Origin of the sequence: Thermopolyspora sp. NPDC052614 (genome assembly GCF_040678635.1) — a bacterium.
GTDB lineage: Bacteria > Actinomycetota > Actinomycetes > Streptosporangiales > Streptosporangiaceae > Thermopolyspora.
The window spans coordinates 209,892-230,964 of record NZ_JBFATZ010000011.1 but is presented as its reverse complement, the minus strand read 5'-3'; the positions used below and the strand labels follow the sequence as shown (position 1 = coordinate 230,964).

Below are 21,073 nucleotides of genomic sequence, written 5' to 3'. Positions count from 1 at the left end.
CTGGCCGGCGACCGATTCACCGACCGTCAGGGTCGGGTACGGGGACCGCCTGGCCGCCTGGTCGTGCCGGGGCCACCCGCCGTATCCGTCCCCGAGGGACCGGTTGTCGTACCGGTCGTCTCTCCTGGAGCGGCGGCGGGGGTGTGCTCGGCGGCGTCCTGACGCCCCCGCGTGTACGCCTCGGCCTGGGCGCGCATCTGCGGCGCCTGCTCCTCCATGGCCCCGAGCCAGCGCTCCCAGCGCTGCTGCATGGGCCGGACGAGACCGCCGCCGACGCCGATGGCGAGGATCGCGCCGACGGTGGCGAGCACGGCGATCAGGACGGGGGTGGTGACGGCGGTGGCGATGCCGACCTGGTTGAGGGCCGCGATGATGCCCAGCGCCCAGATGAAGACGGCGGCGGCGATGCCGAGCCAGCGCCCGTAGCGGGTGCCGCCGAGCACGCCGGTGATGACGTCCTTGACCGCGCCCGCGATCGCTCCGGCGATGACCAGGATGATGATCGCGACGATGGCGAGCGGAAGCCAGGCCACGACCGCGTTGAGCAGGTTGGAGATCGCGTTGGGGCCGAAGACGCCGAACGCGACCTGCAGTGTGATCAGCAGGATCAGGTAGTACACGATCCGGGCGATCAGGCTGCTGGCGTCGTACCGCCCGCGCGCCAGCATGCGGCCCACGCCGCTGCGCTCGACCATCCGGTCGAAGCCGACACGTTCGAGGATGGTGTCGACCACCTTCTGCAGCACCCGGGCCACGATCCAGCCGATGATCAGGATGATCACGAAGACGACGAGCCTCGGGACGAACAGGACAAGCGTCCGCCACAGGTCCTGCAAACCTTGCTGGATGTCGATGCCCACGTCTGCCTCCCCGGTGATCGGCGACCTCCCCTGGTGGGCGGATCGGATCAGCGAAGCCGCTACCCGGGCGGCCTCCGATCATTCGAATCGACATACGAGACGAAGCACCATTTACCCGAATTTTCCCCTGCTGGGCCAGGCAGGCCGTAGGCCCCGCCCATCCCATGATCGCTTTACGCCCCGGGCATAGGCTTGCCAAGGTCGCCACAGGTCCCTATCGAGAGGAATGCGAAGTGGACTACGTACGGCTCGGCACGACCGGTCTGAAGGTGTCGCGGATCTGCCTGGGGATGATGAGCTACGGCGACCCCGCCAAGTGGAGCAACTGGGTGCTGTCCGAGGAGCAGGCCGAGCCGATCGTGCGCAAGGCCGCCGAGGGCGGCGTCACCTTTTTCGACACGGCCGACGTGTACTCGTTCGGCATCAGCGAGGAGGTCACCGGCCGCCTGCTCCGCAAGATCTTCCCCAGCCGCGACGACTACGTGCTGGCGACCAAGGTGTACTTCCCGGTGGGCCGCGGCGCCAACGACAAGGGCCTGTCGCGCAAGCACATCATGACGGCCATCGACAACTCGCTGCGCCGCCTCGGCACCGACCACGTGGACCTCTACCAGATCCACCGCTGGGACGACGAGACGCCGATCGAGGAGACCATGGAGGCCCTGCACGACGTCGTCCGCGCCGGCAAGGCCCGCTACCTCGGCGCCTCCACCATGTACGCCTGGCAGTTCGCCAAGGCCCAGCACGTCGCCGACAAGAACGGCTGGACCCGGTTCGTCTCCATGCAGAACCACTACAACCTCCTCTACCGCGAGGAGGAGCGCGAGATGATCCCGCTCTGCGCCGACCAGGGCGTCGGCCTCATCCCGTGGAGCCCGCTCGCCCGCGGCCTGCTCGCCCGCGCGGGCTCCCCCGCCCAGGACACCACCAGGTCCGGCGAGGACGACCGCATCCAGGCGCTCTACTCGGGCGAGGAGGACAACGACCGCCTCATCCTGGACCGCGTCGCCGAGCTCGCCCGCGAGCGCGGCGTGCCCCCGGCCCAGATCGCGCTCGCCTGGCTGCTGCACCGTCCGCAGGTCACCGCGCCCATCGTCGGCGCCACCAAGGAGCGCCACATCGAGGACGCCCTGGCCGCCGCCGAGCTGTCGCTGTCCGACGAGGAGGTGGCCGCCCTCGCCGAGCCGTACCGGCCGCACGCCGTGCGCCACTGACGCGCGGTGCGCCACGGACGCGCGGCACCCTCCGAAGATCGCGGAGCGTTTGGCGGCCGTCACCGGACGGTGACCGACTCGTGCCGTCCGGTCAATGCGCGGCAGGGGACGGTCCTGGGATGATCCTGCTGTGCTCGACCGTGTCCCCCCGGCCGGGATCTCCCGGCGCGCGTTGCTCCGCTCCGCATTGGCGGCGGGGGTGGCGGCGGGAGCGGCCGGGCTACCGGCGGCGTCGGCGACGCGTTTCCCGGAGGGCGGCCTGACGGGGCCCAAGGTGGCGCGTCTCGGCGACTCGATCACCCAGTTCGCCGAGTACGCGAGGATCGGCGGGCCCGCGCGGCTGAGCCGCCGGGCCCGCGGGGCCATGACCTGGGTGAAGACCCTGTTCCCCGCGTTCAACGACGACACCTGGCACGATCCGGAGGACCTGCGGCAGGGCCGGTGCATGCGCGGCTCGAACAACGGCATCGCGGGCGACCACCTCGGCTACCTGTCCCCCGAGAACCCGGGCACGCTGCTGCGGTGGGATCAGGAGGTCGCGCCGATGCGCCCGGAGGTGGTGCTGCTGTCGGTCGGCACCAACGACCTCAACTCCTTCATCCCCGCCTCCGCCGTCCGCCGCGACCTGGGCCACCAGATCGCGGCGATCACCGCCACGGGCGCGATCCCGATCGTCACCACGGTACGGCCCCGCGGCGCGCTCGGCCGGGCCGCGTGGGCGATGCCCGACCAGGCGAGCGACTCCCGGTACGCGGCCCGCCGCGAGGTGAACGACTGGCTGCGCGCGCAGGCATCCGGCCGAGTGCTCGTGGCCGACGTCAACGCCTACCTGGAGGATCCGGATTCCCGGGCCGGAGCGGGCGGCGACTGGCTGCCGGACCTCACCCCCGTGGACGGCGTCCACCCCGGCACCCCGGCCGCCTGGGCGGAGGCGCGGGCCCTGCTGCCGATCCTGCGCACGCTCATCGCCGACGACAACGTCTACGGAACCGACCCCCTCGCCCCCGGAAACCTGCTGCCGAACGGCGCCTTCACCGGCACCTCGGGCCTGATCGGCTGGGGCGTCGAGGGGCACTGCGCGTCGGGCTGGGCGATCGCCCGCAAGAGCGGCGACGCCCGCATGCGGGCCTCCACCACGACCGAGGACGGCGTCGCGAAACAGGTCCTCCAGATCACGCCGGGCCACCACGACACCACGTTCATCCTGCGCACCGACCCCGCCCTGCTGCCGCTCACCGACCTCGGCGACGCGGCGTGGCTGCGCTTTCACCTCCACCAGGAGGTCTCGGCCCACCCCGGCTGGCTCTCGTACAACCCGCGCCTGCTCCTGTCGGCGGGCGGCCAGAACTGGACCCTGCTGGCGGGCGCGCTGGAGACCGGCCCCGGCGAGTTCCTCCCGGCCGCCGCCTGGTCCGGCTGGCCCGCCACGCACCCGGTGCGCAGGCAGCCCGGGGACGTGGCCGTCTCCTGCTCGGTCGCGATCACCGTGGCGGGCGGCGTCCCCGGCACGCCGACCCTGCGCTTCTCCCGCGCCCAGCTCCGCGAGGTCCCCGACCCCCGCCCGGCCTGGAACGTCGCCGCCTCGGGCGTCTCCCACCAGGCCGAGCCCTTCCTCCCCTTCCCGGCCATCGAATCGCCCGCCTCCGGCGACCTCTCCTGAGCCGACAGCGGCTTGCGGCGCCACCCGCCCGCCACGGCGCGATCGTCCGCGCCGGTGGTACGCCGGGCGTACATGGGGCACAAAACCGCTGGTCGGAAGGGAGGTGCGGGGAAGCGAATGCCGAGAAGACTGATCGCCGCGGTCGCCGTGCTCCTCCTTGCGGCCATGGCGGGCGGATGCGGCGGCGAGGACGCCGGGGACCGTAACGCCATCACCGTGTGGACCTTGGAGAGCCTTCCCGACCGGATGGGCGTGCAGGAAAGGCTCGCCGCGGACTTCGCCCGGCGTACGGGGATCAAGGTGCACCTCGTCGGGATCGCCGAGGACCAGTTCAGCCAGGTGGTGCGGTCGGCGGCGGCGGCCGGGCGGCTCCCGGACGTGATCGGGGCCCTGCCGCTCACGTCGGTGCGCGAGCTGGAGGCCAACGAGCTGCTCGACACCGAAACCCCCGGCAAGGTGGCCGACGCCCTGGGCCGGGGGACGTTCTCCCGGCGGGCGCTGGAACTCGGCTCGGAGGGCGGCAGGCTGCTCGCCGTGCCCAGCGACGCCTGGGCCCAGATCCTCCTTTACCGCAAGGACCTGTTCGGCAAGGCCGGGCTCGGCCCGCCCGACACCTACGAACGGCTGCGCGCGGCGGCGCGGCGGCTCAACGGCGGCGGCGTCGCGGGCATCGCGCTCGCCGTGGCCCCCAGGGACGCGTTCACCGCGCAGAGCTTCGAGTACGTGGCGCTGGCCAACGGCTGCGAGCTGGTCGGCCGGGGCGGTGCCCTGACCATCGACAGCCCGGAGTGCGAGCGCGCCTTCGCGTTCTACGCCGACCTCGCGAACAAGTACTCCGTGCCGGGCAAACAGGACATCGACTCGGTCCGGGCCACGTACTTCTCCGGCAGGGCGGCGATGGCGATCTGGTCGTCGTTCATCCTCGACGAGCTGGCCGGCCTGCGTACGGACGCGCTGCCGAGCTGCCCCGAGTGCCGGGCAAACCCGGAGTGGCTGGCCCGGCACACCGGCGTGGTGACCGCATTGCGCGGCCCCGACGCCATCCGCCCCGCCCGGTACGGCGAGATCGTCTCCTGGGCGATCACCCGGGAGGCGAACCGGGACGCGGCGCGGCGATTCGTCACGTACATGATGGACACCGGGTACGAGCGCTGGCTCGGCCTCGCCCCCGAGGGCAAGATCCCCGTCCGCACCGGCACGGTACGCCAGCCGCGGAAATTCGTCCGAGCGTGGTACCGCCTCCCGGCGGGCGTGGACCGGAAGAAGCCGCTCGTGGACGTCTACCCCAGGTCGCTGCTGGAGGGGCTGCGCGCGAGCACCGATGCCTTCGACCGGTGGGGCATTCCGCAGGGGCAGGGCAGGCTCGTGGGCGCGGCGGCGGGCGAACTGCCGATCCCCAAGGCGCTGAGCGGGATGGTCGAGGGCTCCCTCACCGCCCGGCAGGCCGCCGACCAGGCCAAACGTGACATGGCGGCCATTAAACGCGGCCTGCGGGAGTGAACGGGCGCTCCGGTCGGGGCGTGACGACAAACAGGACATGAAGCCGATCAGGGCGTGAGGACAAGCGGGACGTGCGGGCAAGCGGAAAGATGAGGACGGCATCGGGCGCGTCAGCGAAGGCCCACGTCCCGACGCTGCGCGGCCGGGAGGCCCGGACGGCGCTGGCGCTCCTCTCCCCCACCTTGGTGATCACGCTCGTGGCGGTCGTGCTGCCGCTGCTGTGGGCGCTGATGCTGGCGTTCCAGCGCGCCCGCCTGATCAACATCCGCTACACCGGCCTGTTCGGCCGCTACACCCTGGACAACTTCGCCTACGTCCTCACCGAGCCCGGCTTCTGGAACGGCCTGGCCGTCACCCTGATCTACACGGTCGCCGGAACGTTCCTGTCCATCGCGGGCGGCCTGGTGGCGGCGCTGGCGCTTCGGGACCGCTTCCGGGGCCGCGGCCTGATCCGCGCCGCAGTCCTGCTCCCGTACGTCGCGCCGGTCGTCGCGGCCACGTACGTGTGGGAGGTGATGCTCAGCCCCCAGTACGGCATCGTCAACGAGCTCGGCGTCCGCCACCTCGGCTGGGACCGCCCGATCGCCTTCCTCACCCAGGCCAAGGGCGAGTTCCTCGGGATCACCGTCCCCGTGGCCCTGCTCACCGTGATCGCGTTCGAGGCGTGGCGGTACTTCCCGTTCGCGTTCCTGTTCATCCTCGCCCGCCTGCAGGCCGTACCGAAGGAACTCGACGAGGCGGCCCTCGTCGACGGCGCCACGCCCACCCAACGCCTCCGGCACGTGATCATGCCGCAGCTCTGGCGGGTCGTGGCCCTGCTGTCGGTGCTGCGGTTCGTGTTCACGTTCAACAAGTTCGACGACGTCTACCTGCTCACCGGCGGCGGCGCGGGCACGGAGGTGGTGAGCGTGCGCGTGTTCACCCTGCTCACCGCCCGCGACGACATCGGCGCCGCCGCCGCGCAGGCCATGGTGCTCGCGCTCGTCCTCGTCGTGTTCCTCGGCGTCCACCTGCGCTTCTTCGCCGCCGCCGAACGGACCTCCGAGTGAGTATCCGAGTGAGTACGGCCCGCGGGCCCCTCGGCCGCGACCGGATCGAGCGGGCGGCCCTGCGGGTGCTGCGCCCGGCCGTCGTCGCCGCGCTGCTGCTGGCCACCGCCTTCCCCTTCTACTACATGATCGTCCTATCGCTGTGGGACATCCAATCCCTCATCCTCGACCCGGCCTCGGCGCTCGCCCCGCCGCCCGAGATCACGCTCGACACCTACCGGGAGGTGCTCACCCCGGCCGACGCGGGCGGCCAGGGCTTCGGCGCGTTCATCCGCAACAGCGTCGCCGTCTCGGCCGCGACGGTCGCGCTCACGCTGCTGGTCGCCATCCCGGGCGCGTACGCGGTGGCCCGCCTGCGCTTCTTCGGCCGCCGCCAGGTGCACTTCCTGTTCCTGGCCACGTACCTGTTCCCGCCGATCGTGGTGGCGATCCCGCTGTTCGTGTTCTTCAGCCTGATCGGCCTGCGCGCCTCGCTGGCCGGGCTCGCACTCGTCTACATCGCCCAGACCCTCCCGGTATGCGTGTACATGCTGCGCAACTACTTCGAGACGGTCCCGCGCGGCGTCGAGGAGGCCGCCGCGCTCGACGGCTGCGGCACCCTCGCCACCCTGTGGCGGGTGACGCTGCCGCTGTCGCTCCCGGCGCTGACCGCGACCGGCCTCTACGTCTTCATGATCGCCTGGAACGAGTTCCTGTTCGCGCTGCTGTTCCTGGTCGAGGACCGCGACCGGTGGACGGTCTCCCTCGGCCTCTCCCAGCTCGCCGGGGCCGTCGAGGTGCCGACGACCGTGCTCATGGCCGGCTCTGTCGTCCTGACGTTCCCCGTCGTCCTGGCGTTCTTCGCCTGTGAACGCCTGGTCACCGAGGGACTCACAGCAGGTTCGGAGAGGGGGTGATCGCACATTCCCTCGCGTTTCCCGTCAAGATTGGGGTCATGGCTCAGGCGACGCTGCGTACCCATCGGATCCACCTTGTTCCGCTCTCCGACGACCATCTGGAGTACGAGATAGAACTCGACGCCGACCCGGCGGTCATGCGCTACCTCGGCAACGGCCGCCCCCGCACGCGAGACGAGGTGGAGAGCATCCACCGCAAGCGGCTCGCGGCGGCGAACATCGTTCCCGGGCTCGGCTACTGGACGGGGTTCGTCGATGGGCGCTTCGTCGGCTGGTGGATCCTGAAGCCGCCGGAGCGCGCCGACCAGGGGCCGGTCTCGGGCCAGGCCGAGCTCGGGTACCGGTTGATGCGCAGCCACTGGCGCCAGGGCCTGGCCAGCGAGGGGGCCCGCGAGCTGCTCCGGCACGCGTTCGAGGACCTCGGCCTGCATCGCGTCTTCGCCGAGACGATGGCGGTCAACACGGGCTCCCGCGCGACGATGGCCTCGATCGGCATGCGCCACGTACGCACGTTCTACCCCGAGTGGGAGGAGCCGCTGCCGGGCAGCGATCACGGCGAGGTCGAGTACGCGATCACCCGCGAGGAGTGGCTCGCCCACCGGGCCGCCGAAGCCTGACCGGCCGGGCCGCCCCTCGATCTCCGCGCGGACGTTTGGGGCCGCTTGGAGCCGCTTGGGGCCGTCCGCACCGCGGCGTACGGCGGCGAGGGCGGCCCGCAAGCGGTTCACCGTGACGCTCTTGACCGAATACGGCAGGCAATCAATCTCCCAGCCAATGGCAAAGTCGCGGATCGCATTCGTTTGATCGCCTAAAGTGACAGTGATGGAATCACTCCTGGCAACAAGCCACAGGCAATGCCGCCAGGAGCAGGACATCCAACCCTGGAGGCATCTTGCGCAAGAAGTCCCTGACGCTGGTCCCGGCCCTCGCGGCCGGCATCATCGTCCTGACCGCCGTCGCCGCACACGCCTCGACCCTGGTGGTCTACGAAGGCCCCGGCTTCTCCGGCCACTCGAAGGCGATCACCAGGTGCGGGGTCAGCAACATCCCCGCCGGGTACAACGGGTCCTACAAGTGGTACCCCACGGGCCAGAGCGCCCGGATGTACAACCAGCCCAACGCCGAGGGCGTGGCGCACTACGTACTGAGCTCCAGCCGGTACACCGAGCAGTCGACGCCCTTCGGCTGGAAGAGCACGTTCATCGAGTGCTGATCCACCAGGGTACGCCCCGGCTTCCGCTGGCGCGGGCCGCGAACGGGCGTCCGAACGGATCGTGAAACCGCGATCAGAAGCCGAGCCAACCCAATGGCCCCTCGCGACGACGCGAGGGGCCATTGCCCATGAACCCGCCTCATCACGGGCGCCGCCCCACCCGCCATCACGTCATCGCGTCATCACCGACGCTATCCCTCGGGCACGGTCCCCTCGCGTCATCACCGACGCCACCCCTCGGGCACGGTCCCCTCACCGACGCCACCCCATCGCCGCGATCGTCCTATCGCGGGCCGACCGGCCCGCACCGGCCGTCCCAGGCGTCTTCCCGCGCCGCCACGCCCGGCACGTCGCGATCTTCTGGCCGCCCCTGCCGGCCCACCTGCGGATCCTCAAGCTCGCGGGGCCAGGCGTCGAGGATCGCGCGTACGAAGGCGATCACGGCCCTCTCGTCGCCGTGGTAAGCCCAGAGGGCGCGTCCGCCGGGGAGGGTGACGCTGAAGGCGGGCTTGGCGGGCCGGACGGTGATCTCCATGCAGGCGGAACGGTTCGGCCCGGGGCGGCGGACGGACAGGACGGGCTCGTGCCAGGCGGGCGGGGCGAGCTCGTTCTGGAACAGGCGCAGGCAGACGTGGCGGTACACGCGGGTGTGGAGTCCGTGGGCGGCGAGGAGGTCGCCGAGGCGCTCCAGCCGCTTGAGGTGGTCCTGCTCGTTACGCTCGGACTTCGAGGCGTAGAAGGACATCGGCACCTTCCGTGGCGGGATTTCGTTGATTTCCGGCCCCTCAGCATGCCGCCGGTCCACTACGGTGTGTAAGCGAACGGATACCGCATTGCCGGACGCGCAACGCCGACCGTCCAAAGCGCTTGGCGCGGGAACGCGCCACGCGACCGGAGGCGATGCGCGGAACGCTTCGGGAACCCGTGCGGCACCGACTCAAGCAGCGTCACAGACCCTTGGGAGGCCCCCATGCCCGCGCCTCGCGATCTCGACCCGGCCGAGAGCCCATTGGCGTTCTTCGGTTCTGAACTGCGGCATTACCGTACGAAGGCGGGCCTGACCCTGGAGCAACTCGGCGAGAAGATCAACTACTCGACGTCCCAGATCGGCGCGATCGAGACCGGCAAGCGGCCTCCGCGCCGCGAGTTCGCCAAGCTCTGCGACGAAGCCCTCAGCACCGACGGCGCGTTGACCCGGCTGTGGCGGCTCGCACGCAAGTCTCCGTTCCCTGGCTGGTTCCACCGCTGGATGGACATCGAGGAGAGCGCCCATCTGCTCAGGAGTTGGGAGCCGCTGCTCGTCCCTGGTTTACTTCAGACTGCGGACTACGCCCGAGCGATCATCTCGCAGCGCCCCGATCGCACGCTGGAACAGGTTGAGGAAACGGTAACCGCTAGATTGGCTCGACAGGAAATCCTTGATAGGGCCAAACCGCCACTGTTGTGCGTGGTCCTCGATGAGGGAGTGTTGCATCGGCCCGTCGGCGACAAGAAGGTCATGCGGGACCAACTCCTGGCACTGATCAATGCCGCAATGGGCCCTAGAATCAGCATTCAAGTGGTACCTATTGGCTCCCAAGCCCTGCTCGGCCTCACCGGGGCATTCGTGATAGCTAGTGTGTCCGGCGAACCGGATGTCGTGTATGTCGAGGGCGTAGGTAAGGGCTACGTTACCGAGCAACAGGATGACGTAGCGACACTCGTCGGCTGGTATGAGGCAATTCGTTCCCTCGCCCTGCCCGGACCGGCGAGCCTAGACTTCATATCTAACGTGGTGGAGGAGAAATGGACATAGACCTGACCAATGTGGTCTGGCGCAAGGCCAGTCGGAGCGGTGCCAGCGGAGGCGACTGCGTCGAGGTTGGCGTCTGGCGCAAGTCCAGCCACAGCGGAGCCAACGAAGGCAACTGCGTCGAAGTGACGATCATCGACAAGACGGACCCCAACTTCGTGGAGACGGCCGAACTGGCCGTAGGCGCCGCGCACAAGGCCGAGTACGACCGCCTGTACGTCGTCCGCGACTCCAAGGACCCCGACGGCCCCAAGCTGTACTTCACCCCGGCCGAGTGGGAAGCGTTCCGCCTCGGCGTACTCGACGGCGAGTTCGACGACCTGGCCGACGAGGAGCCCGAGGAGACCGAGGCCCAGGCGCAGGCCGAGTAGATCCGGCACGACGGCAGTCATCGGGGAGGCAACCCCGATGAGGAACCGGTCCGCGCGACTCGCATGGGCCGCAAGACATCAGGTCGGGTGGGTGTGGAGCCACCCGCTTCACACCCACCGCCGCACCTCAGCCCCCACCTGACCAGCCGAAACCCATCACCCTCGCCCGCGCCCCCAGAACGCAGCCCGGCCAGTGCGACCCCGTCCACAATCGAGCGCGGACACCGCCATGCTGTTCACCACGCCGCCCCCGCTCCCTCAGACAGCACAGGAACGTACGGCAGCACGTACGCAGGCGAACAGGACGAGGCCAGGCCGGCACCGAAGCTCCGCCGCCCCTGATCGTCAGGAACCTCGTGCAGCAACACAGGGCACCAGACACCCCGACATCGCCAGACCACGCAAGCGACACCGTCACGCCGTAGACGGTTGATCCTTCTGTTGCTCGTCGTACCAATCAAGCATGTCAAGGAGCTGGCGAGTGTCATCAGTCCCCACCGACTCTTGAACAGCTTGCACAAACGATTCGGCACCGAGCAGCCGTCGATACTCGCTCAAGCGCTCAAGATTGTTAACCGCTTCCGGAGTCTGCAACCTGAGCCTGATCGCCAGCGCGCGTATATGGCAGGCGATAGCCTGCACCGGGGATTCGACCACGGCCATCAGGTTCCCGAGTTGTGAGTAGGTCGTAGCCATGCCGGCCAAGTCGCCCAGCCGCTCGTCAATCTCCAGGGAACTGCGGTACAACCGCTCCGCCTCCCCGTAATCCCCCCGCAACTCCGCCAGCACCCCCAGCTGATGGGCGTCATCGCCTCAAGCAGACAGACGGGTGGAAACTCACCCAGCCCAGCCCCGGCACCCTGGTGTGGGAAACCCCCGCCGAACGCACCCACACCGTCCACCCCGACCGCTACCCCCTCTGACAACCCCCGCGGGGCAACACCCCCACCCGCAACCCCCCGCAAGGACCCCGGCAAGGACCCCCGGCAAGGACGAGGCGAGGACACCGGACGAGGCACCTCGCCACCGACCGGTACCGCTACGCACGCCGCCTCGGCCGCCCGTTCCGCCTGCCGGTGCCGGTGGAAGACCGGCCCTGGCACTGATTCGGTGATCCTCCAGCGCCCAGCCTCCGGGGTTGCCGACCCTGCCGGATGACAATCTCGGAGTCGCTCGCAGGCTTCTTTCCCCTTGCCTGGCCGGCCTGCGGGACGGCCAGGTGGACCGGCCGGGCAGACCGGGCAGGCCGCTACGGATCCCGGGCCGGAACCCGCACCATCACGGCGGCGTGCTCGCGGTGCGGGACGGCTCCCCGGCGCTTACACGGCGGCAGGCGGCGGGTGCGCGACACGGTGCCGACAGCCGGGAGCCGGTGCGTCACCTGCGGGTACGGCGGGTTCGCTGCGGCGGCGACGACGACCGCGATGCGAAGACTATCGGCCCGAGCAGGCCCGTCCGGGTGACGTGCCGCCGGACGGTCGGCGGAAGCGCCGGGTGCCTGGCTGAACGATCACCCCGGCATACAGATCATTACCGAGGCAGGGCAGGCTGCTGTGCCGAGGGGACGACCGCACTGGCCTGCGCGAGCAAGTTGGAAACCTTAGTGTTCTCGACCGGAGTCCGACGATCGTTGCCGGGCCGGTTCGCGGGGGCGGCGGGCGACCTCGCCGTCGTGTTCCACGGCGTACCGGCCGTCGTACTCGATCTTCGCCCGGTCCTCCGGGCGGGGTGGGGTGGTGAGCTCGTAGTAGCCGCCTGTGGGGGCGCGCTCGATGACGCCGGTTTCCACGCCGTGGTCGAGGAGCTCGTGGTCGCTCAATTGGAGACCCAGGCAGACGCGGCGGGCGACGAACAGGGCGAGCAGTGGCGCGGCGAAGAGGGCGACGCGGAAGAACCACACCAGGTCGAACAGGTTGAGGTTGAAGTAGCGGGCGATCGCGTCCTGCGCGCCGGAGGCCCAGGCCACGCCGAACAGGGTGATGCCGGCGACGCCGAGGCCGGTGCGGGTGGGGACGTCGCGGGCGCGGTCGGCGAGGTGGTGGGGCTCGCGGTCGCCGGTGAAGCGTCGGTAGAGGTAGGGGACGGCGGCCAGGACGGTGAAGAAGAGCAGGGGGAAGATCACTGCGGGGACGAGGACGTTCCAGGAGATGGTGTGGCCTGCGACGTTGGTTTCCAGGGACGGCATTAGGCGCAGGGTGCCCTCCAGGAAGCCGATGTACCAGTCGGGCTGGGCGAAGGAGGAGGTGTTGGCCGGGGTGTAGGGGCCGTACAGCCAGACCGGGTTGATCTGCGCGAATGTGGCGAGTCCGGCGATCACCGCGAGGGTGAACAGCAGGAACGCGATGCTCTTGGCGGCGAAGGACGGGTGGACGGGCGTGCCGACGATGTTGTCCTCGGCGCGGTGTAGGCCGTGCTGCTGGGTGTGCTTCTGCACCCATACCAGCATCAGGTGGGCGGTGACGAGGGCGAGCAGGAGGCCGGGGATCAGCAGGATGTGCACCGGGTACAGGCGGCTGATGATGATGTCGCCGGGGAACCCGCCGCCGAAGACCAGGGCCGAGAGGTAGGTTCCGGCGACGGGGATGGACAGGACGATGCCCTGGGCGATGCGCAGGCCGGTGCCCGAGAGCAGGTCGTCGGGGAGGGAGTAGCCGGTGAAGCCCTCGGCGATGGCGAGCACGAGCATGCCGACGCCGATCATCCAGTTGAGCTCGCGCGGTTTGCGGAACGCGCCGTTGAAGAACACGCGCAGCAGGTGGGCCATGATGGCCGCGACGAACACCAGCGCCGCCCAGTGGTGCATCTGCCGTACCAGCAGCCCGCCGCGCACCTCGAAGCTGATGTCGAGCGTCGAGGCGTACGCCTGGCTCATTGAGACGCCCCGCAACGGCTGGTACGGCCCGTCGTACACGATCTCGCCCATCGTGGGGGTGAACCAGAACGTCAGGAACGTCCCGGTGAGGATCAGCGTCACCAGGCTGTAGAGGGCGATCTCGCCCAGCAAGAAGGACCAGTGGTCGGGGAACAGTTTGCGGATGTTGCGCCGCAGCCCACGGGCGACGCCCAGCCGGTCATCAAGTGCGGTGAGTGATGACTGCACACCCATCCCGTCGCACCTCCCGCTCCGTGCGGCCTCCCAGACAGGCGGCCGTACCCTCGCCCCGGCGTCCTATCCGGCCTGGGCCACCGGGTAGCGCGAACCTTTGCGAAAGAAGGACCGGAAAAAGGACCGCGAAAAGGGACACGGAAGGAGGACAACGGCTTTGTGCGTTCACGCCTCGCCGGAGAGAAGGGCGAGGGCCTGGTCAGGCGTCTCGATACCGTGCGCGGCCAGGTCCAGCGTCTTGGCCTGCCGGGCCCCGCCGATCTCCTCATGTGGGGCGATGAGCAGCCCCGAGCCCACCGCCTCCGCGCCGATCGCCTTCTGCTCGACGCCGCCGACGGGACCGACTGACCGACTGACCGCCCCGTCGAGCCGGATGGGCCACCGCCACAGCGCGGCCCGCAGCACCCCGGCCGCCCCGCCTGATCGGGCGCGGCGGGGTCCCACCCGCGTTCGCGATCAGCCGTTTCGCGGTGCGAGGTCCACGATGACGACGCCCTTGTCGGCGTCGACGATGACGTGGTCGCCGGTGCGGATGATCTCCACCGGGTCCTTGTCGAGGTCGGTGATCGCGGGGACTCGGGTGACGACCGCGCCCAGGGCCGATTTGGTGGACAGGGTGGTGAAGACCATCGCCAGGGGGGCCGTGCCGAGCAGGCGGGTGCTCTGGAAGAAGCCGGACCAGCCCGAGGAGCCCTTGGCGCCGGGGAAGACCAGGATCTTGCCGGCGAAGCTGACGCCGAACAGTTCGTGGCGGCGTTCGATGATGGTGCCGGTGGCGGGGTCGATGCCGCCCCAGCCGGAGATCGTCTCGTGGGAGACGAGGGCCTCGCCTTCGGCGCGGCCGGGGACGATGCCGCGGCCGTGGATCGTGATGGTCATGTGAGTTCTCCTCGCCAGGTGCCGGTGACGGCGGCGTCGACGCACTCCTCCAAGGTGCCGAACCATGCCTCGATGCCGAGGATGGCGGGCAGGTAGTGGGCCTGTTTGGCCGAGTCGGTGGCGAACACGCGGGTGCCCTCGGGGGCGACCCGGGACATCGCGGGGCAGGAGTCGGTGAGGACCCTGCCGCCCGCCCGCTGGATGATCTCGGTGTAGCCGCTGCGGTCGGCGACCGTGCGCAGGGCGCGCGGGGCCATGATCCACAGCTCGGTGCCGGGGTTGAGCCTGCGGCCCTCCAGGGCGCGGGCGGCGCGGGCGATCTGATCGAGCGAGGCGTGCGGGCAGCCGAGCAGGACGAAGTCGACGTCGGTGCTCTCGCCCTGGTCGTTGAGGGTCTCGTAGACGGTCCGGCGTTCGCGCTCGCCGTACACAATTGTCTCGGGTACGGCGGCGCCGCCGAACGCGGCCTCCAGGGTGGGCGCTTCGGGGGTGATGCCGGGGATGTGGTAGATTTCCACGCCGCCGGAGGAGGCGGTGGCCGCGCCGAAGTGTTTGAGGTCCGCCAGGTCGGGCCGGCGCAGGTCGCCGACGACGACCGGGCGGTTCTCCTGTACGGCGTCGCCGACGAAGTAGCCGAGCATGCCCCAGTCGAGGAAGCCGTCCACCGGCACCGCCGCCTCGATGAGATGCGTGCCGTAACGGTTCCGCGGCAGGTGGTTGCCCCAGCAGGGGATCTTGCCGGTGAGGCTCGCCGCGCCCGTCGAGGCGGTGCCCTCGCAGTTGGTGCGGGCGCCGAGCACCGAGTTGGCGTAGACGACCGCCGAGGACTCCATCCAGGCGCAGTGCTCGCCGCGCACCGGCAGATTGCCCACCTGGTACGGCGTGCAGGTGGCGAGGATGTTGACGCCGTGCGCGCCATAGTACGACTCGGCGTCCTGCTGGAGCTGGACGAGCTCGCGCGGGTAGGGGGCGACGCCGAGCGCGTCCTCGCCGAAGCCGTGCTGGAGCTGGCAGGTCGGCACCCGCATGTGCGGGATCTCGAAGTCGCCGTCGCTGTCGAGGTTGATGGTCGCGTACGCCTTGTGCCAGCCGTGCTCGCGGACCAGCCGCGCCTTCACCGGCGAGGGCTGGGTCATGGTGCCGGCCACGTTGCGGATGTCGCACAGGCGCTCGGCGCCCAGGGCCTCGCCGTACCGGACCAGCAGGTCCATGGCGGCGGCGACGGCCGGGCCCTCCGCGCCGTCGAGCATCGCCTTCTCGTCGTCGGCCAGTCTCATCGGCGCCTCCTCACTCCTCGATGTTCTCGTGCACGCGGGCGCGCAGCTCGGCGAGGTCGATGTCGTGGACGCTGCCGTCCCGCGCGAGGTCGAGGACGTGCGCGGCGGCGAACCCCTCGGCGGCGCACGGGCCCATGACGCGGACGCTGGACAGCGCGGCGGCGTCGCCGTCCACGCAGCGTCCGGCGGCGACGAGGTTGTGCGCGCCGGGGGCGAGCATGCTGCGCAGCGGCACGTAGTGGACGTGGTCGGAGTCGAACTCCTCCCACACGTAGCCCTCCACGCGGTCGTGCAGCTCGATCGGCCAGGAGGTGCGGGCGACGGCGTCCTCGAAGCGGTGGCCGGAGCGCACCTCCTCCAGGGTGAGCTGGTGTACGGCGGCGAGCCAGCGGGTCTGGCGGCGGCCGGGGAAGCCGTAGTTGCGCACCCGCGCCTCGCCGAACGCCTTGGGGAACTCGCGGCGCAGGAACTCCACGACGCGGTCGGCCTGGGCGCGGCCCTCCAGCTGCGCGCGGGAGGCGCGGACGGCCTCCAGGGGGGCCTCAACGTGCGTCATGTTGAGGACGGCCCAGTCGCGGCCCTGGAAGAAGAACGCCAGACCGTCGAGGCGGGGCAGGCCGTACCGGGCGGCGTTCTCCTTGATGCGGGCGACCATCTCGGCGGGCTCGGGGCGGAACTCCTCGTGCAGGTTCTCCACCCGGACCTGCTGGGAGCCCCAGATGGTGCGCTCGGGGACCCGGCACGGCAGCCCGGCCTCCCAGGCGAGCGCGGCGTCGCCGCTGGCGTCGACGAAGCCGTCCGCGCGTACCCGCACCCGGCCGTGGCGGGTGGCGAACGTGGTCGCCCGGATCCGGCCCGCGTCGTCATCGGTGTCCACGGCGAGGACGGACGCGCCGAGCACGACCTGGATGCCGAGCTCGTAGACGAGGTTCTCGATCCAGCGGCTCAGCACGACCTCGTCGTAGGCGACCGTCATGGAATGCCGCCGGTTGAAGGCGATGTCGCCGGTCGCGGCCAGGGCCTCGAACATCGGGGTGAAGATGCCGTGGGTGAGCTGCCGGTAGTCGGGAGCGTTCCCGTAGACGCCGCAGAACAGGCCGATGAGCGAGTTGACGCACTGGCCGCCGAGGACCGGCAGGGCGTCGGCGAGCACCACCGTGCGGCCCAGTTCGCGGGCCTCGACGGCGGCGGACAGGCCCGCGATGCCCGCGCCGACCACGCACACGTCGGCGGTGAGTTCCTCGGCCGGGTCGCCGGCCGGTTTGGTGACGGTGTTGACCTTCAGCTCGGTGAGGTCGTGCGGCATGGGTTCTCCAGGGGGGTACGGCGCGGCCGTCATCAGGCGGGGGTCAGGCGGGGGCTAGGCGGTGGTGAGGTCGTTGCCGCGGAGCGTGGCGCCGCGGGGAAGGGGCTCGACCGAGCGGGCGTAGACGGCGAGCCAGCTCGAGGTGTCCGCGGGGAGGCGGTGCGGCGGCCGGGCCCGCAGGCGGCGCTCCAGCTCGGCCTCGTCGACGAGCAGGTCGACGCGGCGGGCGCGCAGGTCGATGGAGACGCGGTCGCCGTCGGCGATCACGCCGAGCGGGCCGGGCAGCGCGCCCTCGGGCGACACCTCGCCGACGACGATGCCCTTGTTGACCAGGCCGGAGAGCTGGCCGTCGGTGACGACCGCGACCCGCTCGGTGAGTCCGGCGCCGTTGAGGGCGAACACGGTCTGGGAGGCCATGCCCATGCCGGGGGTGCCGACCGGGCCGAGGCCGCGCAGGACCAGGACGTCGCCGGGCCGTACCTCGCCGGACTCGATGCCGGCGATCGCGGCGGCGGCGCCGTCGTAGACGCGGGCGGGGCCCTCGAAGGCGGCGGGGCGTTCCTCGTCGACCGACAGCTTCACGATCGCCGAACCGGGGGCGAGCGTGCCGCGCACGACGACGACCGTGGGGTGGGCGCCGCGGGGGTCGGACAGGGGCCTGATGACGTTCTCGTCGCGTACGCGGGCGGCGGCGACGCGGTCGGCCATGGTGTCGCCGGTGACGGTGACGGCCTCGCCGTTGAGGGCGTCGCCGAGCTGCTTCAGTACGGCGAGCGCGCCGCCGGCGTCCTCGAACTCCTCGATGGTGTCGGGGCCGTTGGGGCGTACGGCCGACAGCGGGCGGATCGTGTCGGCGTACTTCTCGAACAGGGCGTACACGTCCACGTCGGTGCCGGCCTCGCGGGCGATCGCCTGCAGGTGCTTGACGGTGTTGATCGAGCCGGAGACGGCGAGCACGGCCATCACCGCGTTGGCGAACGCCTCGGGGGTGAGGATGGTGCGGGGGCGGCGGCCGGCGAGCACGGCGGCGACGATCGCCTCGCCGCTCGACCGGGCGGCGCGCCACATCGGCTCGCTGTTGGCCCGCACCGGGGTCGTGCCGGGCAGGGTCATGCCGAGGGCCTCGGCGACGATGTGCATGGAGTTCGCGGTGCCCATGCCGGTGCACACGCCGGGGCCGGTGATCGCCCGGGAGCTGAGCTCGCACAGGCCGTCGAAGGTGATGCCGCCGAACTTCAGGTGGCCCGCCTTGAGGAAGACCTCCTCGATGTCCACCCGCTCGCCGTCGTCGAGGGTGCCGCAGCTCTGGTAGCCGCAGGAGACGATCAGGGTGGGCACGTCGATGCGGGCCGCGGCCATGAGCTGGCCGGGGGTGGTCTTGTCGCAGGAGGCGAGGCAGACCATGCCGTCGAGCTGGGCGCCCTCGACCACGGCCTCGATGTCGGCGGCGACCAGGTCGCGGCCGGACAGGATGTAGCCGCCGTCGCCGCCCCTGCTCATCAGGAAGTCCGCCGGGGCGACGGTGCGGATCTCGAACGCGACGCCTCCGGCCGCCTCGACCGACCGCTTGACCTCGGCGGCGATCGGGTCGAGGTGGCTGAAGCAGGGGGCCAGGCCGGAGGACGAGTTCACGATCGCGATCTTCGGCTTGGCCAGGTCGGCGTCGGTGAGGCCCAAGGCGATCCACTGGGCCCGCCGGGTGGCCCAGCGCGGGCTGCCTTCGGGGAGGTCGCTACGCAGACGGTATGGGCCGGTTTGTGCCATTTAAGCTCCAGATGGGCGTGCTATCACCATCTACAAGCGTTATGTCAGCACAGGGCCCTGCGCCTCCCCGATTTCCGGCTAACGGAACGGTTTTCGTCCGTGTCGCCGCCCGCCGTCGCGCCGCCCGCGCGGATGCCCGCGCGGGCGGCCACGACCGTCGGCCCGCCGTACGCGGGTCAGGACTTGGGCAGGAAGCTGTTGTCGAACCACGTCTTCGGGTCGCCGCTGCCCGCCTGGACGAGGCCCGCGTTGGTGAGCTCCTTGTATCCGGCCAGCCACCTTTCCTCGTTGGTCACCAGCACCGACTTGTTCGGGTCGCCGGCGACCCAGCTCTCCCGTGAAAGCTTCAGGCTCTGCTTGGCGATCGCGTCGTTGTCGAGCGTGGCGAACTTGTACTTGCTGCGCAGCGTCTTGATCGTCTCGTCGAGGCTCTCGTCCGCGAGGATCGCCGACATCGCGTCGTGCAGGCCCGCCATGAACTTGCGCAGCGTCTCCGGCTTCTTGGCCACCGTGTCCTTGGTGGCCGTGTAGACCTGGGAGTCGGCGGTGACGTACTTGGAGGGCTCGAAGATCCCGACGTCGGAGTTCTGCGCGAGGAGGATCTGCGCGGTGTCGGTGCTCACCACGTAACCGGCCAGCCTGCCCTGCGCGACCAGCTCGAAGGTGCCCGGCGTGAGGCCGACGACCTGGCGCTTGACCTGCTTGGGGTCGAGGCCGGCGTTGGCCATCACCAGGGAGACCACGTTGTCGCTGGTGCCGCCCTCGGAGGGCACGCCCATCGTCTGGCCGAGCAGGTCCTCGGGCTTCTCCAGCGGGTGGTTCTTCTTGCTGTAGACGAAGCGCAGCGTCGTCACCCGGTTGTAGGTGCCGACGTTGACCAGCTGCTGGTTCCTGTTGCCGTTGGCGATCATGAGGTCGATCTGGCCGAGGCGGGTGACCAGGCCGACGCCCGACACCAGCGTCTGAAGCGCCTGGGCGCTGCCCTTGGTGGCCTGCAGGGTGACGTCCAGCCCGTGCTTGGCGAAGTAGCCGCCGGCCACGCCGAGCAGCTCCGGCGCGAGCGACAGGGTCTCCAGGGGCAGGATGCTCAGGTAGGTGACCTTCTCGGCGCCGCCCTCCCCGCCGCCGGCGGCGTCATCCGAGCCGCAGGCCGACAGGAGGCTGGAACCGGCGACGGCGGCACCGAGGGTGAGGGCTGAACGCTTGAGGAAACCCCGGCGGTCGAAGGAGAAGGGCTGGGGGGTCTCTATTGGCACGATCGGCTCCTAAGTCTCACATGATGGTGTGATTCACATACCATGACCGACCGGAATGAGATTTGCTGGCGTTCGGCCGTAGGACTACCCGTTTTTCCGGCCAGCGGAAGACGCGTGGATACCATTTTGGCTTCCACCGGTGTGGCTTCCACCGGTGTGGCCTCCACCCGCGCCCAGGGCTCGGGAGATGCCGCGCGCCGTGGCCTGCACCAGGTGCACCAGGCTGGGCCCGTGGGACTCGGCGTGCGGGACGATCACCGAGAGCGCGGCGGTGACCGTGTTGGACGGGCCGAAGACGGGCGCGGCGACCGAGGCGTACTCCGGGTGGATCTGCCGGTCGCTGATCGCGTAGCCCGACCGGCGGATGTCGGCGAGCGCCTGCCGCAGCTCGCGCTCGCGCGTGTAGGTGCGCGGGGTGAAGGCCACCAGCGGCCCCTTGATCACCCGTTCGCGCAGCTCGGAGGGCGCGTGCGCGAGCAGCACCAGCCCGACCGCGGTCGCGTGCAGCGCGTACCGCCCGCCCACCCTGGCCCGGTCGGCGGCCGTGTCCGGGCTCAGGAAGCACTCGACGAACACCACCTTGTCCTTCTCGCGGACCGCCAGGTGCACGCCGCGGCGGGTGGTCTCGAACAGGTCCTGCATGAACGGCAGCGCGACCCGTTGCAGGCCCTCGGTGCGGGGGGTGACGGCGGTCACCTCCCAGAGCCGGAGCCCGATGCGGTACTCGCCGGCCTCGTCGCGTTCGAGCGCGCCCCAGTCGCGCAGCTCCCCCACGATGCGGTGCGTCGTGGTGAGCGGCACCCCCGATCGGCGGCTGATCTCGGACAGGGTCAGGCCGGCTGTGGGCGCGTCTTTGACAGTTTCAAGAATCCGCAACGTACGGCGGACGAGAGAGCGAGGCTCGTTCGCCAATTGTCACCGCCCCTTTCC

20 protein-coding genes are annotated in these 21,073 nt (G+C 70.5%); 9 read left to right on the top strand and 11 right to left on the bottom strand.

What is annotated here, in order from left to right; genetic code table 11:
* Positions 1-26 precede the first annotated feature (26 nt).
* Entirely contained in the window at positions 27-860 is an 834-nt protein-coding gene (locus AB0K60_RS24040; RefSeq protein ID WP_364059017.1) for a hypothetical protein, read from the bottom strand.
* A 233-nt stretch (positions 861-1,093) separates the two neighbouring features.
* Here AB0K60_RS24040 and AB0K60_RS24035 point away from each other — a divergent pair, with 233 nt between their 5' ends.
* The 7 genes from AB0K60_RS24035 to AB0K60_RS24005 all read left to right on the top strand — a co-directional run bounded on the left by AB0K60_RS24035 (position 1,094) and on the right by AB0K60_RS24005 (position 8,392).
* Entirely contained in the window at positions 1,094-2,074 is a 981-nt protein-coding gene (locus AB0K60_RS24035; RefSeq protein ID WP_364059014.1) for an aldo/keto reductase, read from the top strand.
* Positions 2,075-2,204: 130 nt separating this feature from the next.
* A complete protein-coding gene (locus AB0K60_RS24030; protein ID WP_364059011.1) occupies positions 2,205-3,734 on the top strand; it encodes an SGNH/GDSL hydrolase family protein in 1,530 nt (509 codons plus the stop codon).
* A gap of 117 nt (positions 3,735-3,851) precedes the next feature.
* Positions 3,852-5,234 (top strand): extracellular solute-binding protein, encoded by a 1,383-nt coding sequence (locus tag AB0K60_RS24025; protein ID WP_364059008.1) that lies wholly within the window; start codon positions 3,852-3,854, stop codon positions 5,232-5,234.
* Between the two features lie 89 nt (positions 5,235-5,323).
* On the top strand, positions 5,324-6,283 hold the full coding sequence (locus AB0K60_RS24020; RefSeq protein ID WP_364059005.1) for a sugar ABC transporter permease: 960 nt from the start codon (positions 5,324-5,326) through the stop codon (positions 6,281-6,283).
* Between the two features lie 8 nt (positions 6,284-6,291).
* On the top strand, positions 6,292-7,179 hold the full coding sequence (locus AB0K60_RS24015) for a carbohydrate ABC transporter permease (protein WP_364059002.1): 888 nt from the start codon (positions 6,292-6,294) through the stop codon (positions 7,177-7,179).
* Between the two features lie 38 nt (positions 7,180-7,217).
* Positions 7,218-7,796, top strand: coding sequence for a GNAT family N-acetyltransferase (locus AB0K60_RS24010; protein ID WP_364058999.1), 579 nt, complete (start codon positions 7,218-7,220; stop codon positions 7,794-7,796).
* A gap of 275 nt (positions 7,797-8,071) precedes the next feature.
* Positions 8,072-8,392 carry a MiAMP1 family antimicrobial peptide gene (locus AB0K60_RS24005; protein WP_364058996.1) on the top strand — a complete coding sequence of 107 codons (321 nt, stop codon included), beginning with the start codon at positions 8,072-8,074 and terminating at the stop codon, positions 8,390-8,392.
* Between the two features lie 283 nt (positions 8,393-8,675).
* On the opposite strand, the gene AB0K60_RS24000 is transcribed toward AB0K60_RS24005, so the two are convergent.
* A complete protein-coding gene (locus tag AB0K60_RS24000; protein ID WP_364058993.1) occupies positions 8,676-9,137 on the bottom strand; it encodes a hypothetical protein in 462 nt (153 codons plus the stop codon).
* A gap of 225 nt (positions 9,138-9,362) precedes the next feature.
* On the opposite strand from AB0K60_RS24000, the gene AB0K60_RS23995 reads away from it, so the two are divergent.
* Entirely contained in the window at positions 9,363-10,187 is an 825-nt protein-coding gene (locus AB0K60_RS23995; protein ID WP_364058990.1) for a helix-turn-helix transcriptional regulator, read from the top strand.
* Positions 10,178-10,555: a DUF397 domain-containing protein gene (locus AB0K60_RS23990; protein ID WP_364058987.1), complete on the top strand. Its 378-nt coding sequence runs from the start codon at positions 10,178-10,180 to the stop codon at positions 10,553-10,555. The genes AB0K60_RS23995 and AB0K60_RS23990 overlap by 10 nt, the downstream gene beginning before the upstream one ends.
* A gap of 414 nt (positions 10,556-10,969) precedes the next feature.
* On the opposite strand, the gene AB0K60_RS23985 is transcribed toward AB0K60_RS23990, so the two are convergent.
* From AB0K60_RS23985 to AB0K60_RS23945, 9 genes are all read right to left on the bottom strand, one after another.
* On the bottom strand, positions 10,970-11,344 hold the full coding sequence (locus AB0K60_RS23985; protein WP_364058984.1) for a tetratricopeptide repeat protein: 375 nt from the start codon (positions 11,342-11,344) through the stop codon (positions 10,970-10,972).
* An 811-nt stretch (positions 11,345-12,155) separates the two neighbouring features.
* On the bottom strand, positions 12,156-13,661 hold the full coding sequence (locus AB0K60_RS23980) for a ubiquinol-cytochrome c reductase cytochrome b subunit (protein ID WP_364058981.1): 1,506 nt from the start codon (positions 13,659-13,661) through the stop codon (positions 12,156-12,158).
* A 165-nt stretch (positions 13,662-13,826) separates the two neighbouring features.
* The gene (locus tag AB0K60_RS23975; protein WP_364058978.1) at positions 13,827-14,105 is read right to left on the bottom strand and encodes a hypothetical protein; all 279 of its coding nucleotides are present in this window, start codon (positions 14,103-14,105) and stop codon (positions 13,827-13,829) included.
* Between the two features lie 12 nt (positions 14,106-14,117).
* Positions 14,118-14,540, bottom strand: coding sequence for a DUF126 domain-containing protein (locus tag AB0K60_RS23970; protein WP_364058975.1), 423 nt, complete (start codon positions 14,538-14,540; stop codon positions 14,118-14,120).
* Complete coding sequence (locus AB0K60_RS23965; protein ID WP_364058972.1) at positions 14,537-15,817, bottom strand: aconitase X catalytic domain-containing protein; 1,281 nt, start codon at positions 15,815-15,817, stop codon at positions 14,537-14,539. Before AB0K60_RS23965 ends, AB0K60_RS23970 begins: the two co-directional genes overlap by 4 nt.
* Before the next feature lie 10 nt (positions 15,818-15,827).
* Entirely contained in the window at positions 15,828-17,123 is a 1,296-nt protein-coding gene (locus AB0K60_RS23960; RefSeq protein ID WP_364058969.1) for an FAD-dependent oxidoreductase, read from the bottom strand.
* Between the two features lie 54 nt (positions 17,124-17,177).
* Complete coding sequence (ilvD, locus tag AB0K60_RS23955) at positions 17,178-18,887, bottom strand: dihydroxy-acid dehydratase (protein ID WP_364058966.1); 1,710 nt, start codon at positions 18,885-18,887, stop codon at positions 17,178-17,180.
* Between the two features lie 176 nt (positions 18,888-19,063).
* Positions 19,064-20,143: an ABC transporter substrate-binding protein gene (locus AB0K60_RS23950; protein WP_364058963.1), complete on the bottom strand. Its 1,080-nt coding sequence runs from the start codon at positions 20,141-20,143 to the stop codon at positions 19,064-19,066.
* A gap of 84 nt (positions 20,144-20,227) precedes the next feature.
* Positions 20,228-21,055: an IclR family transcriptional regulator gene (locus tag AB0K60_RS23945; protein ID WP_364058960.1), complete on the bottom strand. Its 828-nt coding sequence runs from the start codon at positions 21,053-21,055 to the stop codon at positions 20,228-20,230.
* Positions 21,056-21,073 lie beyond the last annotated feature (18 nt).

Excerpts from the sequence above, each read along its gene's own strand:
- AB0K60_RS24010 (WP_364058999.1), top strand. The coding sequence starts at position 7,218 with ATGGCTCAGGCGACGCTGCGTACCCATCGGATCCACCTTGTTCCGCTC.
- ilvD (WP_364058966.1), bottom strand. The coding sequence starts at position 18,887 with ATGGCACAAACCGGCCCATACCGTCTGCGTAGCGACCTCCCCGAAGGC.
- AB0K60_RS23960 (WP_364058969.1), bottom strand. The coding sequence starts at position 17,123 with ATGCCGCACGACCTCACCGAGCTGAAGGTCAACACCGTCACCAAACCG.
- AB0K60_RS23970 (WP_364058975.1), bottom strand. The coding sequence starts at position 14,540 with ATGACCATCACGATCCACGGCCGCGGCATCGTCCCCGGCCGCGCCGAA.
- AB0K60_RS24000 (WP_364058993.1), bottom strand. The coding sequence starts at position 9,137 with ATGTCCTTCTACGCCTCGAAGTCCGAGCGTAACGAGCAGGACCACCTC.
- AB0K60_RS23995 (WP_364058990.1), top strand. The coding sequence starts at position 9,363 with ATGCCCGCGCCTCGCGATCTCGACCCGGCCGAGAGCCCATTGGCGTTC.
- AB0K60_RS23965 (WP_364058972.1), bottom strand. The coding sequence starts at position 15,817 with ATGAGACTGGCCGACGACGAGAAGGCGATGCTCGACGGCGCGGAGGGC.
- AB0K60_RS23990 (WP_364058987.1), top strand. The coding sequence starts at position 10,178 with ATGGACATAGACCTGACCAATGTGGTCTGGCGCAAGGCCAGTCGGAGC.
- AB0K60_RS24020 (WP_364059005.1), top strand. The coding sequence starts at position 5,324 with ATGAGGACGGCATCGGGCGCGTCAGCGAAGGCCCACGTCCCGACGCTG.
- AB0K60_RS24025 (WP_364059008.1), top strand. The coding sequence starts at position 3,852 with ATGCCGAGAAGACTGATCGCCGCGGTCGCCGTGCTCCTCCTTGCGGCC.
- AB0K60_RS23980 (WP_364058981.1), bottom strand. The coding sequence starts at position 13,661 with ATGGGTGTGCAGTCATCACTCACCGCACTTGATGACCGGCTGGGCGTC.